Source organism: Arenibacter echinorum, from assembly GCF_003259375.1.
GTDB classification, from domain to species: domain Bacteria; phylum Bacteroidota; class Bacteroidia; order Flavobacteriales; family Flavobacteriaceae; genus Arenibacter; species Arenibacter echinorum.
On sequence record NZ_QLLN01000001.1, the window covers coordinates 860,507 to 876,090 of the forward strand.

Annotated in this window: 12 protein-coding genes; all 12 read left to right on the forward strand. The window is 37.2% G+C overall.

Annotation, left to right across the window (positions count from 1 at the left end):
- The first annotated feature begins 56 nt into the window (after window positions 1-56).
- The 12 genes from LV92_RS03605 to LV92_RS03660 all read left to right on the forward strand — a co-directional run bounded on the left by LV92_RS03605 (window position 57) and on the right by LV92_RS03660 (window position 15,503).
- Window positions 57-1,388 (forward strand): N-acetylmuramoyl-L-alanine amidase family protein, encoded by a 1,332-nt coding sequence (locus tag LV92_RS03605; protein ID WP_170126274.1) that lies wholly within the window; start codon window positions 57-59, stop codon window positions 1,386-1,388.
- A gap of 56 nt (window positions 1,389-1,444) precedes the next feature.
- Complete coding sequence (locus LV92_RS03610) at window positions 1,445-2,401, forward strand: MlaD family protein (protein WP_111622253.1); 957 nt, start codon at window positions 1,445-1,447, stop codon at window positions 2,399-2,401.
- 11 nt (window positions 2,402-2,412) lie between these two features.
- Window positions 2,413-3,738: a (Fe-S)-binding protein gene (locus LV92_RS03615; RefSeq protein ID WP_111622254.1), complete on the forward strand. Its 1,326-nt coding sequence runs from the start codon at window positions 2,413-2,415 to the stop codon at window positions 3,736-3,738.
- A 16-nt stretch (window positions 3,739-3,754) separates the two neighbouring features.
- Window positions 3,755-4,546: a (Fe-S)-binding protein gene (locus LV92_RS03620; RefSeq protein WP_111622255.1), complete on the forward strand. Its 792-nt coding sequence runs from the start codon at window positions 3,755-3,757 to the stop codon at window positions 4,544-4,546.
- A 183-nt stretch (window positions 4,547-4,729) separates the two neighbouring features.
- Entirely contained in the window at window positions 4,730-5,212 is a 483-nt protein-coding gene (locus tag LV92_RS03625; RefSeq protein WP_111622256.1) for an ABC transporter ATPase, read from the forward strand.
- A 104-nt stretch (window positions 5,213-5,316) separates the two neighbouring features.
- Entirely contained in the window at window positions 5,317-8,229 is a 2,913-nt protein-coding gene (locus LV92_RS03630; protein ID WP_111622347.1) for a glycoside hydrolase family 3 N-terminal domain-containing protein, read from the forward strand.
- Window positions 8,230-8,406: 177 nt separating this feature from the next.
- Window positions 8,407-9,555 (forward strand): N-acetyl-alpha-D-glucosaminyl L-malate synthase BshA, encoded by a 1,149-nt coding sequence (gene bshA, locus LV92_RS03635; protein ID WP_111622257.1) that lies wholly within the window; start codon window positions 8,407-8,409, stop codon window positions 9,553-9,555.
- Window positions 9,555-10,019, forward strand: a complete 465-nt coding sequence (locus tag LV92_RS03640; protein ID WP_111622258.1) for a hypothetical protein — start codon at window positions 9,555-9,557, stop codon at window positions 10,017-10,019. The genes bshA and LV92_RS03640 overlap by 1 nt, the downstream gene beginning before the upstream one ends.
- Window positions 10,020-10,289: 270 nt before the next feature.
- A complete protein-coding gene (locus LV92_RS03645; RefSeq protein ID WP_111622348.1) occupies window positions 10,290-11,459 on the forward strand; it encodes an OmpA family protein in 1,170 nt (389 codons plus the stop codon).
- Between the two features lie 176 nt (window positions 11,460-11,635).
- Complete coding sequence (locus LV92_RS03650; RefSeq protein ID WP_111622259.1) at window positions 11,636-12,829, forward strand: GNAT family N-acetyltransferase; 1,194 nt, start codon at window positions 11,636-11,638, stop codon at window positions 12,827-12,829.
- Window positions 12,830-12,977: 148 nt separating this feature from the next.
- Window positions 12,978-14,135 (forward strand): GNAT family N-acetyltransferase, encoded by a 1,158-nt coding sequence (locus LV92_RS03655; protein WP_170126275.1) that lies wholly within the window; start codon window positions 12,978-12,980, stop codon window positions 14,133-14,135.
- Window positions 14,136-14,336: 201 nt separating this feature from the next.
- Complete coding sequence (locus tag LV92_RS03660) at window positions 14,337-15,503, forward strand: GNAT family N-acetyltransferase (RefSeq protein WP_111622261.1); 1,167 nt, start codon at window positions 14,337-14,339, stop codon at window positions 15,501-15,503.
- Window positions 15,504-15,584: the final 81 nt, after the last annotated feature.

A 15,584-nucleotide genomic window follows, 5' to 3' on the forward strand; every position in this document is an offset into this window, starting at 1 on the left:
TGTAGGGTATTGCGATAAATTTAACCTAATTAAAAGATCAAATTATCTCTAGTTATATGAATATGAAACGGTTTTATATTATTCCATTTATAATTTTAACATATTTCCTGACTTCTTTCAGCAAAGATATGGAGACCGATGACAATGACGGAAAACTTGTCGTTGTTTTGGATGCGGGGCATGGAGGGCATGATCCTGGCAATTTGGGGAACGGATATTTGGAAAAAAATATAGCCTTAAAGATAGTTCTGAAAGTAGGGGAAATTTTGGAAAGGAATCCCAATATCAAGGTCATTTATACGCGTAAGGACGATACCTTTGTGGATTTGTACCGTAGGGGTGAAATTGCCAACAAGGCCAATGCGGATTTATTTGTTTCTGTCCATTGTGATTCGCATAGTTCCGATGCCCACGGGGCGGGCACCTTTGTATTGGGATTACACGCCAATAAGCAAAATTTTGAAATAGCAAAGAAGGAAAACTCGGTAATATATCTGGAGGATAATTATGAAAGTAGATATGCTGCCTACGATATTAATTCCCCGGAATCCATTATTGGTCTGACCATTATGCAGGAGGAATTTCTGGATCAAAGCATCAATCTTGCAAAATTGATGCAGGATAATTTTTCAAACAAGTTGAAAAGAACCGATAGAAAAGTGAAGCAAGCTGGTTTTATTGTGCTTCACCAGACCTTTATGCCTAGCGTTTTGGTAGAAACCGGTTTTTTGACGAATAGGGATGAAGGCGCCTATTTGAATTCTGCAAAGGGTCATAATGAAATGGGCAAGGCCATTGCCGATGCCATTTTAACCTATAAGGGTGAGATGATATCGGGTACAGATCAGATTGCTATGAACGAGACCCCTGTTGTCCCTGTACCAAAGCAGGAGGAGGTTAAGAAAGTGGCCGAAAAATCAGTGGCCAATACGGGAGAAAAGAAATCTGAACAACTCGTACTAGAGCAAAAACCGGTCAAGAATATACCCAAAACAGTACTAGTGGTAAAGAATGAAACGGATAATACTACCAAGGAAATAGCAAAAGAACCTATTAAGAAAGAAGAGCCGAAGGTAGTTGAAAAGGAGGTCAAGGCAGTTGAAAAGCAGGCTAAGAAATCTGAAAACATTATTTTTAAGGTGCAAATTTTTGCCAGCTCAAAAAATATTCCATTGAACTCCGAGAACTTTAAGGGTTTAAATACCTTGTCCAAAGAACCTTACAATAATTTGTACCGCTATATGTACGGCAATACTGATTCCCATTTCCAAGCCACACTTTTAAAAAGCAACGCGGATGCCAAAGGATATAATACATCCTATATAGTAGCCTATAAGGATGGGGTGCGTATTTCGGAAACGGAAGCGCTTAAATACGTTTCGGAATAATAGTCACTCTTCTAAAAATTATTTCTAATTTTGTTAGGAACTGAAAATAAAAGCTTTTGAAAATATCTAGGGAAATAAAAACGGGTATTATAGTCTTGGGGGGTATCCTTTTGTTCATACTTGGTTTTAGTTATTTAAAATCTACACCTCTTTTCGATAATAGCAAAACCTTCTATGCGGTATATCATCATGTTGGGGGATTACAATCCGGGACGCAGGTTACTATCAATGGTTTCACCGTAGGGAAGGTAAATGATATTAAATTCAATGATGCTTCTGGGAATCTATTGGTAACCTTTACGGTAGACAACGGTTTCACTTTTTCCAAAAATAGTAATGCGGAATTATATGATACTGGAATTATAGGCGGAAAGGGAATACAGATAAAGCCGGTTTTTGATGATGCGGCCATGGCAAAATCAGGAGACACCTTACCTTCCAGTACTAGACCGGGGCTTACCGAATTGGTACAGCAACGCTTGACCCCCTTACAAATGAAAGTGGAAGGCGCGGTAACCAATGCCGATTCCCTCCTGATGAATGTTAATGATATTTTGGATGTAAAAACAAAAAAGGACTTAAGGGAAAGTATTGCCGGTTTGAACGTATTGGTTAAAAGTTTTCAGGGTAGCGCTAATTCCCTAAACCAAATTCTAACGGATAACAAAGATGATTTGGAGAAATCCATTAGTAATTTAGGTGTCATAACCGATAATTTCAACAAGCTTTCGGATACACTGGCCAATGCCGGTTTGGGTGAGACTATAAAAAAATTACAGTACACTATGGGCAACATTAACGATATGATGGCCAAAATAGAAGGAGGTGAAGGGTCTTTGGGAAAATTGGTTAACGACAAAGCGCTTTATAACAATCTGGCGGACGCCTCAAGGGAACTGGATTTACTATTGCAGGATTTTCGCTTAAATCCAAAGAGGTATGTAAATGTTTCTGTTTTTGGTAAAAAGCAAATAGATTACGCCATTCCTGAAGAAGATCCGGCCGAAAAATAGAGAATCACAATATGGATTATATTCCTAATATTATTTTTGCAATTATACTTTTTGCGGGAATTGGTTTTTTTGCAAAAAATATTAAAAAGCTCTCCCGAAATATAAAATTGGGCAAAGCGGTAGACACCAGTGATAATAAATCCCAACGGTGGAACAATATGTTCAGGATTGCACTAGGGCAGACCAAAATGGTGGTACGTCCTATTCCAGGGATTCTTCATATCATAGTTTATCTAGGTTTTATCATTATTAACTTGGAGGTGCTAGAGATTATTATAGATGGTCTTTTTGGTACCCATAGGATATTTGCCTTTTTGGGTGGATTTTACAGTTTTCTCATAGGATCGTTCGAGATACTGGCCTTGTTGGTCATTATTGCGGTGGTTGTTTTTTGGATCCGTAGAAATCTAATTAAGTTGAAGAGATTCCTGAATCCGGAGATGAGCGGGTGGCCAAAAAAAGATGGAAATTTAATTCTTTATATAGAATTGGTCCTTATGGTACTTTTTCTGACCATGAATGCTTCTGATTATCAATTGCAGCAAATGAACGTGGCCCATTATACCAAGGCAGGGGCTTTTCCTGTAAGCCAGTTTATTGCCCCATTATTTCAAGAAATGTCTGTATCCTCCATCATTTTGATAGAAAGATCGGCATGGTGGTTACATATTGTGGGTATTCTAATGTTCTTGAATTATTTATATTATTCCAAGCACTTGCATATTCTGTTAGCATTTCCAAACACCTATTTTGGAAGGCTTAGGCCTAAGGGACAGTTCGATAATTTAGAGGCGGTAACCAAGGAAGTAAAGCTAATGATGGATCCAAGTGCAGATCCCTTTGCTGCTCCCGATGAGAATGCTCCCATACCTGAAAAATTTGGCGCTTCGGATGTCATGGACCTTAAATGGGTACAATTGCTGAATGCCTATACCTGTACGGAATGTGGACGATGTACCAGTGAATGCCCGGCCAACCAAACGGGTAAGAAATTATCCCCTCGCAAGATTATGATGGACACCAGGGATAGGTTGGAAGAAGTTGGCAAGAATATTGATACCAATAAGGGAGAATTCGTGGCAGATGGTAAACAATTGTTGGGAGACTATATAACCCATGAGGAACTTTGGGCATGTACCTCCTGTAATGCTTGTGTGGAGGCCTGCCCCGTGAGTATTGATCCTTTGTCCATTATAATGGATATGCGCCAATATTTGGTTATGGAGCAATCTGCCGCACCATCGGACTTAAATAATATGATGGGAAATATTGAAAATAATGGGGCACCTTGGCCGTTCAACCAAATGGATAGGCTTAACTGGTCCAAGGAATCATAAAGAAATAACCCTTATCATGGAAAATGAATTGAAAGTACCCACAATGGCAGAACTTTTTGCAGCAGGACAACAACCTGAGGTATTATTTTGGGTAGGCTGCGCTGGAAGTTTTGATGATCGGGCAAAAAAAATAACTAAGGCCTTTGTCAAGATTTTGAACAAGGCAAATGTTAGCTTTGCCGTTTTGGGTACTGAAGAGAGCTGTACGGGAGATCCGGCAAAAAGGGCTGGTAATGAATTTTTGTTTCAAATGCAGGCAGTGACCAATATTGAGGTTTTAAACGCCTATGAGGTTAAGAAAGTGGTAACGGCTTGTCCTCATTGTTTTAATACCCTCAAAAATGAATATCCTGGACTTGGCGGTACTTATGAGGTAGTACATCATACCCAATTTCTAAAACAGTTGTTGGATGAAGGCCGCATTAGTATGGAAGGTGGTCAGTTCAAAGGCAAAAGAATTACTTTTCACGACCCATGTTATTTGGGAAGGGCCAATAATGTGTATGAGGCTCCACGCGATTTAATACGCAAGTTGGATGCGGAACTGGTGGAAATGAAGAATTGTAAAAAACGTGGACTTTGTTGTGGTGCGGGAGGGGCTCAAATGTTCAAAGAGCCGGAAAAAGGGAGTAAGGATATCAATATAGAACGCACGGAACAAGCCTTGGACATTAAACCGGAAATAATAGCTGCCGGTTGTCCTTTTTGCAATACTATGTTGACCGATGGAGTGAAAAATAAGGAAAAAGAGTCCTCCGTGGCGGTGATGGATATTGCCGAGTTGATCGCCAGTGCAGAGGATTTGTAATTTTATCATAACAATAACCATGATCTCCGAGGAATACTTTGAATGGGTATAAGGGGGGTATCAAAATTGAAGCTAACAACCACACTTTAGAATTAGACAGACCAAGATCAGGACCAGGTAGAATAGAACTGAACGAAATACTAAATAGGAAAATCGTTTGGGTGAACATTAAAAATTTAATAAATGCTCGTAGAATTTAACACATTGCCGGATGAATCTAGAGTTTGGATCTTTCAAGCCAGTAGAAGTTTTTCTGAGGAAGAATTACAGCAGCTAAGGCAGGAACTGGATACCTTTATAGCGGATTGGACTGCCCACGGAAGCGATTTGCTCGCTGGCTATGAAATTAGGTACAACAGGTTTATTGTCCTTGCTTTGGATCAAACCCTCAATCATGCCACTGGGTGTTCTATAGATGCTTCTGTACGCTTTATTCAGCAGTTGGAGCAAAAATACAAGGTGGAACTGTTGGATAAAATGAATGTTTCTTACAAGCAGGGCGATTTTGTGGCCTACAAATCTTTGGTCGACTTCAAAAAAATGGCCAAGCAAAAGGCTGTTTCCAAAAATACCATTGTCTTTAATAATCTGGTGACCAATAAGCACGAATACCAGAATCATTGGGAAGTGCCGGCAGAAGAAAGCTGGCATGGTCGTTTTATGTAGGCTTGGCCGGTTTAAAATACAGCTAAACCAAAGGTTTGGGTTGTTTTCCGGAAAAGTATAATAATTCAAATAATTCTTAGTTACCATCAAAGATGGATTTTTTTATGCGCATTAATTACCTCGTATTACTATTTATAATATCAATATACACTGTTCAAGGTCAAATTAACCCTTTGGTTACCAAGGATACTTTGGTTCAGCGAAACTGGGTTGAGACTACATATGGTCAAATGTCCCTCGATGAAAAGTTGGGACAGTTGTTTATGGTCATGGTTACTTCGGATCAGGACAAGGCCAGTACGGAAAAAACTAAAAAGTTGATTAAGGACCATCATATTGGTGGGGTCATTTTCTCTACTGGAGGTCCCGTCCGCCAGGGACTATTGACCAACGATTTTCAAAAGAATTCGAAAGTTCCCCTAATGATTGGTATGGATGCCGAATGGGGTCTGGCCATGAGATTGGATTCTACCTATGCCTTTCCCTGGAATATGACCTTGGGGGCCATTAAGGATAATGCCATTGTGGAAAAAGTAGGGAACCGGATTGGCAAGCATGCAAAAAGATTGGGAGTGCACATTAATTTTGCCCCTGACATAGATATTAATATTAATCCTCAGAATCCAATAATTGGGAATCGTTCTTTTGGGGAGGACCGTGAAAATGTGGCCCAAAAAGGGATTGCCTTTATGAAAGGTATGGAAAACGCAGGAGTTTTATCAAGTGGGAAGCATTTCCCAGGACATGGTGATACTGCTGTGGATTCGCACAAAGCTTTACCGGTAATCGATTTTACGAGGGAACGTTTGGACAGTATTGAGCTATATCCCTATAAAAAATTGATCAAGGAGGGCCTCAGTAGTGTAATGGTTGCCCATTTAAGTGTGCCGAGCTTGGAAATCAAGGAAGGCTATCCATCTTCCTTGTCCGAACAGATTATTGGAGATGTACTACAGGAACAGCTTAACTTCAAGGGATTGGTATTCACCGATGCACTTAATATGAAGGGAGTATCCAATTTTGCCAAGGAAGGGGAGGTAGAACTTACCGCATTTTTGGCAGGAAACGATATTCTATTAATGCCTTTGGATGTAGCCAAGGCCAAGTCCAAACTTTTGGAAGCTTATAATAAAGGGAGGATCACGGAAAATAGACTGGCTACTTCCGTAAAGAAGATATTGATGGCAAAGTATAAGGTGGGACTTAATAATTATAAACCAATAGACACTAAAAATCTATATGAGGATTTAAATTCTTTGGAGGATGATGTGCTGTATGAGGAGGCTATCGAGAACGCCATTACCGTGGTTAAAAACGATTTTTCTTTGATGGCGATCAAGAAGTTGGAAAATAAGAAAATTGCCTATGTAAAATTTGGGGATGCAGAAAGTGACCCCTTTCTGAAGGAATTGAATAAATACGCTGATGTTACACAGATTAATGGTAAGGATATAACCACCTTAAAACAGAAGTTAAGTGATTATAATTTGGTGATCATCGGCCTGCACAAGAGCAATGAAAGCCCTTGGAAAGCCTATAAATTTACCAAAAATGAACTCTCTTGGTTAGGGGAAATAGCTAGGGAGCGTACCTCCAATCTAATTCTGGCGGTATTTGCAAAACCCTACGCTCTTTTGGATGTACAGTCTTTTGAAAGTATCGATGCGGTAATCGTGGGATATCAAAATAGTGTATTGGCCCAGGAAAAAACAGCACAGGTAATTTTTGGGGCTCTTCCAGCAAAAGGGATATTGCCCGTTACTTCCCATACCGAATTTCCGGTAAATACAACTATTCCATTGGAATCCCTGATGCGTTTGGGATATAGTCTTCCAGAGAGGGTTGGTATGAGTTCCAGTAAATTGGCCAAAGTAGATAAAATGGTTCAAAATGGAATTGACTCCTTGATGTTTCCTGGGGCACAAATAGTCGTAGCGAGGAAAGGAAAAGTAATTTACAACAAAGGGTTTGGAAAACCAACCTATGATTCGGACGAAAAAATAACACCGGACCATATTTATGATTTGGCATCCATAACCAAGATCTTGGCAACCCTGCCCATGGTAATGAAGATGGAGGAGGAGGGTAAAATTGCTTTGGATAATACTTTTGAGGAACTTATACCGGCCTATTCCAATTCCGACCTAAAAAATGTGACTGTCCTAAAGGCCTTATCGCACTATGGCCGATTACCGGCTTGGATCGCTTTTTATATCGATACTTTGGATGATAAAAGAAAACCTTCCAGTGAATTTTACAGACATCAGCCGACCAGCGGTTATTCCTTTAAGGTGGCAGATCAATTGTACATAAAGGATGTTTATAAGGATTCTATATATAACAGGATTGGTAGACAGCACTTAAAGTCCAATAGGTATCGCTATAGTGACATAGCCTACTATGTAATGAAAAAGTATATAGAGGATACCTACAAGGAGCGATTGGATAGTTTGGCCGAAGAGTTTTTGTATAAGCCTATAGGCGCTACACATACCGGTTTTAATCCTCTTGACAGATTTTTAAAGGCGGATATTGTTCCTTCGGAGGAAGATAATTATTATAGGTACCAGACTGTGCAGGGTTATGTACACGATATGGGTGCCGCTATGCAAGGTGGAGTGGGGGGGCATGCCGGACTTTTTAGTAATGCCAATGATGTTACAAAAATTATGCAGATGTACCTTCAAAATGGTTTTTATGGAGGTCAACAGTTTTTGGAGGCCAGAACGTTAAAGAAGTTTAATACCTGCTATTTTTGTGATCAGAATGTTAGGCGTGGTATAGGATTTGACAAGCCTGAACCGCACGGTGGGGGACCCGCCTGTAGTTTGGTTTCCAGAAAAAGTTTTGGACATAGCGGTTTTACAGGAACTTATACTTGGGCAGATCCGGAAAAGGATTTGGTATATGTTTTTCTGTCCAACCGTACCTACCCCTCGGCTTCCAATACACTATTGGTTAAATCTGGGTTAAGAACACGGATTCAGAAGGCCATTTATGAAGCGATAATAAATTAAATCTTTACTTTGTATAAATATAAACTGAGGTTTATAGGAGGAATTATCATTTTGCTTTAAGCATTCTGAAATTTTATCCATACACGTTCGACTAAGGTTTTTTTAGGGTGAAAAGTTATAGGATCCGTGAGGCATGACTAAGATATTCGACCTCTAAAATGAATTAAAAATAAACAGATGAAAATAGCAATAGTATGTTATCCCACTTTTGGAGGTAGCGGGGTGGTAGCAACAGAATTGGGAATTGCATTGGCAAATAGAGGGCACGAAGTCCATTTCATTACTTACCGCCAACCAGTGCGCTTGGAGTTGCTTAGCAATAAGATATATTTTCATGAAGTACACGTGCCAGAGTACCCTTTGTTTCACTACCAACCCTATGAATTGGCTCTTTCCAGTAAATTGGTAGATACTATTAAGTTGTTTGGTATAGAGTTATTGCATGTGCATTATGCCATACCTCATGCATATGCCGGGTATATGGCCAAGAAGATGTTGGAGGAAGAGGGAATATATATTCCCATGGTTACCACCTTGCACGGTACAGATATAACTCTGGTGGGCAAGCATCCCTTCTATAGGCCTGCTGTTAATTTTAGTATTAATCAGTCCGATGTGGTTACCTCGGTTTCCCAAAACCTTAAGGAGAGTACGCTGGAGCTGTTCGATATCAAAAAAGAAATAGAGGTTATCCCCAATTTTATAGACAAAAGGAAGTACAGTATGAATTTCACGGACTGTCAACGTTCCCTAATGGCCTCGGAAGATGAGAAAATTATAACCCATATAAGTAATTTTAGGAAGGTAAAGCGTATTCCTGACGTAATACATATTTTTAATAAGATTCAAAAACAAATACCCGCCAAGTTGATTATGGTGGGGGAGGGGCCTGAAAAAGAAGGTGCAGAACGATTGTGCGAGGAGCTTGGGATTGTCAATAAGGTGATCTTTTTGGGCAATAGTAATGAAATTGATAGGATTTTATGTTTTTCGGATCTCTTTCTTTTGCCGTCGGAAACAGAAAGTTTTGGATTGGCCGCTCTGGAGGCAATGATCAATAGGGTAGCCATAATTTCCAGTAATACAGGAGGAATACCAGAAGTAAATCGCCAGGGAGTCACTGGCTATTTAAGTGATGTAGGCAATGTTGAGGAGATGGCCGAAAATGCACTAAAGATATTAAGTGACGATAGAACTTTGGAAAAATTCAAAGACAATGCGGCAAAAGCGGCAATGGATTTTGATATCTTGAAAGTTTTGCCATTATATGAGGCAATATATGAAAAGGCCTTATTGGCCAGGCATGAAAGTTTACAGCAAAATTAATGCGATTCTTACTACTATTTTTATGCCTTTTGGGAATTTCCTGTTCTGGGCAAAAAGGTGTGCCTAAGGATAAGGCAGATGGTTCCATGCAAAATTCAAAAGAACTTCAACTGGTTTTAGTGGATAACTATAGTGGGGTGGAAGATTCAGAATTTCAAATTGTAAGGGACCCAAAGACGTTAAGAAATTTTTTTATTCAAATAAACAAGACCAGAAAGCCAGGTCTTCCAATTCCGGAAGTAGATTTTAGCAAGGAGCTACTCTTGATATATTGTGCAGGAACTACCTTGGGCGTCGGGGGAACGGAGTTGTTCGTTATTGAGGATTACAAAGATAATATTGTAGTTGGACCAAAAGAACGGATACCTTCCGGGAAGGAAATCACCAATATAACCACTACGCCTTTCAGTATCTATAAAATGCCCCTTACCCCTAAAGAAATCAGTTTCCACAAATCGGACTAAGGTTTATCGGCCTTTGTTCTCAATTAGCAATAGGACTTCAAGATATTTTAAACTCCTTTAATTATCCTATGTATTATTATAGGCCCATTTCGTCGGTTGAAATACCGTTTTCTTGGATGAAAAAATGTTTGGATTTCGAAATCGCAAATGCGTGTTTTGTAAGAAACCGCTTAACGATTTTTAAGGCTTTTTGTAGATTTAAAATGGCACCCATTTAACATTGCCATAGCTTTGGACAAAGATTATAAAGAATCCCAAAATTACAATGTTATGAAAACCTACGCGTTTGCTATTACTTTTTTATGTGCTATTTCCTTTAATTTAAGTGGTGCCCAAGAACTACAACTAACCGCCAAGGACAGTGTTGTTACCAGCTCATGGGTCTTAGGACTGGGCTATAATATTGTAGATGATTCCGCTACTCCGTTTAGCAAGGATTTTCTAAATATTAAGGATACCTGGAATGCACTGCCTTATCCGTCCTCAATAAGTATCGGTAGATTTTTTAAAAATGGACTAGGAATAAAGGCCATAGGCTCTTACAATAAATATGATATTGGTAAAAAGGTTGACGGAGCAATTAATACTGTTGAGAGGGATTATTACGCCATTGATGGTATGATAAGTTATGATCTTAATAAGATTATTGGTGAAACTGGCTGGTTCGATCCATTTCTTCAGGTTGGTGCTGGTTATAGTGATATAGGCTCTGTGGGCAGGACAACAGGAAATGCCGGTTTTGGAATTAATACCTGGTTCAATGATCGATGGGGTCTAAATTTTAATACCATGGGAAAATGGGGAATTAAGGAAGGATCCACCAAACAGATACAACATTCCGCTGGAGTGGTATATAGGTTTGGAATTGAAAAGGAATTGTCCAAAAAAGGATTGGAGAAGTTGGCGTTGATAGAAGAAAACCAAAGGGTATCCGATTCTATTGCAGCTGCTAAGAAGGCAGAGGAAGAGGCTAGACTTATGGCCGAGCGTTTGGCCCAAGAAAAGGAAAAAGCGCGTTTGGCTGCAGAAGTGCAGGCTAGAAAGGATGCAGAGAACAGAAGAAGGACAGAGTTGGAAAATAAAATCAAGGATTTGGGCAATGTATACTTCAGTCTCAACTCTTCATACTTGAGCAAGCCATATATGGAGTTGTTGGACAAGTTGACCATTCTGATGGAAGAAAATCCTTCATTGACATTAAAAGTGGGATCACATGCCGATTCCAGAGGGGCCGAGAAGTACAACCAATGGTTATCTGAAAAGAGGGTAAAACAGACCTTGGATTATTTGATAGCTAAGAAGGGAATAGATGCCTCAAGGTTAACTGGTGATGGATATGGAGAAACCCAATTGGTGAACGATTGTGACAATAATACCTACTGTCCGGAATCTAAACACAAACTAAACAGAAGGTCGGAGTTTGAGGTGCTGGCATTTTAAAAGTGAATTCTAAGAGCCATATAAAATGTCCCTTAGAAATTAATAATGATTAAAATAACTAATAAGAACATCCGGGATAAGTGTTGAACATTTATCTCGGATTAAATTTTTAACCATATACACTTTTCAAAAGGGTCAAATTAAATATTATTAACGGTAATTAAATAAACGGAGTTATGATTCACAGAAGACTTCAGAAATTGAATTTTTATTTCGAATTTTTTGAAAAGGATTCTATATTTCCATTTTATGAGAGCGTAAATAATAATACTAATGGCGAGATTAGTGTTAATCAAAGTACAGAGGAAATAGGGAGATTTAAAAATAGGGTAAGTATTGTGAATTTTATTCCACCCTACTTAGATTTAAAAATAAATAAGAAAAACACACCCTTTAGGTCATTTCAAATTAAACCTAGAATTGGGTTTATAATCGATTTAAGTCGATTTACCAGTGCCGACAATTATCTAAAATTACAACTAGGTTCAAGGAAAAGGAAGACTATTTTAGCTGGAGCTAGAAAACTTGAAACCTGTTTTGATATAAATTACAAAATTTATTACGGTGAAATAAGTGAATCGGAATATGAGTTTTTATTTTCGCATTTTGAGCGGATGATAAAAATGAGATTTGAACAAAGGAAGCAGGAGCATGTAGGCTATAAAAGATGGGATTTATATAAGGATAATGTTTATAATTTAATACTTAAAAAAAGAGCATCCCTTTTTGTAATATACGACAAGAAAAAACCTATTGTAATAGATCTTAATTATCATTTCGACAATATACTGGATAGCGCCATGTCTTCTTACGATATTGATTATTCCAAATTTGGACTTGGCAATATTGCTCTGTTAAAACAATTGGAGTGGTGTTTTGAAAATAATTATAAGAGGGTAGACATGCGTTGGGGTGAGGTGCCATATAAACGACTCTGGTGTAATGTGATAGAGGATTATAAGTGCGAAGTAGTTTATAACAAAAATATCCCCACCGATATGTTGCTTGCTTTGGCAATTTCGAAGTTCGTAAACGTTAAAAAAATATTGGAAGACCGCAAAATGCTGCCCTTAAAATTGAAATTTTTATCAAAGGGCATGAAAAAGAACCAACCCACTGAAGCAATGGACACTGGTCCTGTTTATAGAATTGAAGACCTGACGGAGCTTCCCTCAAAGGATATTTTGAAACCAATAGACATAAGGGAAAAAGAATTTCAATTTTTACGAAGTCCAATATATAATTATCAACATTTTCATGGAGAGCATAGCAGCGATATTAATATCTATAGCGTTAATAATGAGAATATGAGTTACATCATTGAAGGTAAATCAAAACTGAAAACCTTAACATATAACCTGGATTTATAAAATTCAGCAGATATTTTTTGTAAATCAGCAAATTTAGAATATCATTTATAAGCTTTAGTTACCTAATAGGCAGGCCTATTTTGTGCTACTGAATACCCTTTTAAACGATTCCCTTTTATTTGTATAATTCAATGCCATGATCAAAAAAATGAATTTTTTCTTTGAATTTTTTGAAAAAAACTCAATACTACCTTTTTATGAAGAGGTGAACAATAGAACTAATGGACAAATTAGTGTCAATAAAAGTATAGAAAAAATAGTAGGGTCGAAAAGTGGGGTGTTTGTTGTAAACTTTATTCCTCCCTACTTGGATGCAAAAATAAATATACAAAACACCTCATATAGAGCGTTTCAAGTTAAACCTAGAACTGGGTTTATTATGGATTTAAGTCCATTTCCCAATGCTGATGAGTACCTTAAATCACATTTAGGATCTAAAAATAGGAGAAATATTTTAAGCCGTTTAAAACGATTGGAATCCTGTTTTGATATAACTTATAAATGTTACTTTGGTGAAATAGATGAATCGGAGTATGAGTTTTTGTTTCAGGAGTTTGAGCTTATGATTGGCAGTAGGTTCGAGCAAAGAGGGGACGAGCATGTGGGTTTTCAAAGATGGGATGATTATAAGGAAAGTGTTTATGATTTAATTCGGAACAAAAGAGCCTCCCTATTTGTAATATATGATCAGAAAAAACCTATAGTAATAAATTTGAATTATCATTATCAAAATATCCTGGATATTGCCATACCTTCCTATGATATTGATTATTCTAAATTTGGTTTGGGACAAATTGTCCTGGTTAAACAATTGGAGTGGTGTTTTCAAAATGATATTAAGATGGTGGATATGCGATGGGGGGATCTGCCGTATAAACGCCTTTGGTGCAATAAGATCGAAGAGTATAAATGCGACGTAGTTTATAACAAAAATAACCCAACAAATCTAATACTCGCTTTTACTATTGCAAAGTACTTGAACATTAAAAAGTCAATGGGAAAAAGCAAATTACAGCAATTAAGATTAAAGTTTTTACGCAAGAATAGGACAAAAAATGAAACCGTCGACAAAGTTGACGTTGTAGCTGCAATTAGAATTGAAGACATGGCGGAACTTCCTTCCAATGATCAGATAAGGGCTTTAGACTTAAGTAAGAATGAATATCAGTTTTTACGTAATCCAGTATATAATTATCAATATACCCATTCAGCACATTCCAGCGACATTGATGTTTATAGCCTCGATAATGAGGAAATGAGCTACATTATTGCAGGAAAACGGAAATTGCAAAAACTTATTTTGTAACTTAGCCACCGATGTTTGCTGTAAATTATTGTTACGGGAGATCATAATAGTATGCCTGTAAGAATATAGATGCTATTATTGTTTTAGTTATTTGTATAATACCAATTTACCTATTATTCTACAGTCTAAATCTGTTTTAATTTCCCTATAATGCCATAAAAGGATATTTCAAAAATTCCTTTCGTTTAAATAAAGTTTCCCATGCTTAGAAGATTGAATTTCTTTTTCGAATTTTTTGAGAAAAATTCGATTTTACCATTTTATGAAAGTTTAACTAATAATATTAATGGGCAAATCATTTATAATGAAAATACGGAGGGATTAAAAGCATTTGAAAATGGTCTATGTGTATGTGTGGTAAATATGATTCCGCCCTATTTTGATTTCAAAATAGACAATCGAAATAAATTGTATAGGGCATTCCAGGTTAAATATAGAACCGGATTTATAATGGACTTAAGTCAATATGCAAACGCCGATGAATATTTAAAATCACATTTGGGCTCTAGGCATCGGAAGAATATTTTAAGCAAGATAAAAAGGCTTGAATCCTGTTTTGATATTAGTTATAAAACTCATTATGGAGCTATTGATGATTTGGAGTATAAGTTTTTGTTTGAGGAGTTCGAGCGAATGATAAGGGATAGGTTTAAACAAAGGGGGGAGGAGCATGTTGGTCTAAAAAGATGGAATCTATATAAGGAAAATGTATATGAATTAATTCTTAAGGCAAGAGCTTCCTTATTTGTTATTTATGATGGTAAAAAACCTATATCAATAAATCTTAATTATCATTTTGAAAACATCTTGGATAGTGCCATAACTTCTTATGACATTGATTACGCCAAATTTGGTCTTGGGAATATTGCCGTCTATAAAAAAATGGAATGGTGTTTTCAAAATGATTACCAAAGAATAGACATGCGTTGGGGAGAATTATATTATAAGCGACTATGGAGCAATGCTATCGAGGAATATAAGTGCGACGTTGTATATAACAACTTATTTATTGCTATGCCTATAGCATTTATGGTTGCCAGACTCATCATTTTTAAGAAATTCTTATTTCAACATAAAATATTACCTTTTAATCTTAGTTTTAGAAGCAGGCAAAAACCGAGTCAAAATGTTGAAAGTAATAGTTCACCATCTTTTAAAATTGAAAATTTAACCGAACTTCCTTTTAAGGACGGATTGAGTTTGGTGAGTTTAGAAGATAAGAAATTTGAATTTTTGCGGAATCCAGTGTATAATTTTCAATATAGTAATTCGGAACATTCTAACAATATAAATATTTATCGAGTGAACAATGATAGGATGAGTTATATTATTGCTGGAAAATCACAATTACAAAAGCTTGTTTTTTAAGCCATTTTTCCTTGATGCCATAGGTTCATTGTTGTTATGATTATTCTGGGACTGGAGATTGGAGTTGTAAAATGATTATGT

Bases quoted from the DNA above. Each gene is read 5' to 3' on its own strand.
- LV92_RS03605 (WP_170126274.1), top strand. From the start codon at position 57: ATGAATATGAAACGGTTTTATATTATTCCATTTATAATTTTAACATAT.
- LV92_RS03615 (WP_111622254.1), top strand. From the start codon at position 2,413: ATGGATTATATTCCTAATATTATTTTTGCAATTATACTTTTTGCGGGA.
- LV92_RS03620 (WP_111622255.1), top strand. From the start codon at position 3,755: ATGGAAAATGAATTGAAAGTACCCACAATGGCAGAACTTTTTGCAGCA.
- LV92_RS03625 (WP_111622256.1), top strand. From the start codon at position 4,730: ATGCTCGTAGAATTTAACACATTGCCGGATGAATCTAGAGTTTGGATC.
- LV92_RS03630 (WP_111622347.1), top strand. From the start codon at position 5,317: ATGCGCATTAATTACCTCGTATTACTATTTATAATATCAATATACACT.
- bshA (WP_111622257.1), top strand. From the start codon at position 8,407: ATGAAAATAGCAATAGTATGTTATCCCACTTTTGGAGGTAGCGGGGTG.
- LV92_RS03640 (WP_111622258.1), top strand. From the start codon at position 9,555: ATGCGATTCTTACTACTATTTTTATGCCTTTTGGGAATTTCCTGTTCT.
- LV92_RS03645 (WP_111622348.1), top strand. From the start codon at position 10,290: ATGAAAACCTACGCGTTTGCTATTACTTTTTTATGTGCTATTTCCTTT.
- LV92_RS03650 (WP_111622259.1), top strand. From the start codon at position 11,636: ATGATTCACAGAAGACTTCAGAAATTGAATTTTTATTTCGAATTTTTT.
- LV92_RS03655 (WP_170126275.1), top strand. From the start codon at position 12,978: ATGAATTTTTTCTTTGAATTTTTTGAAAAAAACTCAATACTACCTTTT.
- LV92_RS03660 (WP_111622261.1), top strand. From the start codon at position 14,337: ATGCTTAGAAGATTGAATTTCTTTTTCGAATTTTTTGAGAAAAATTCG.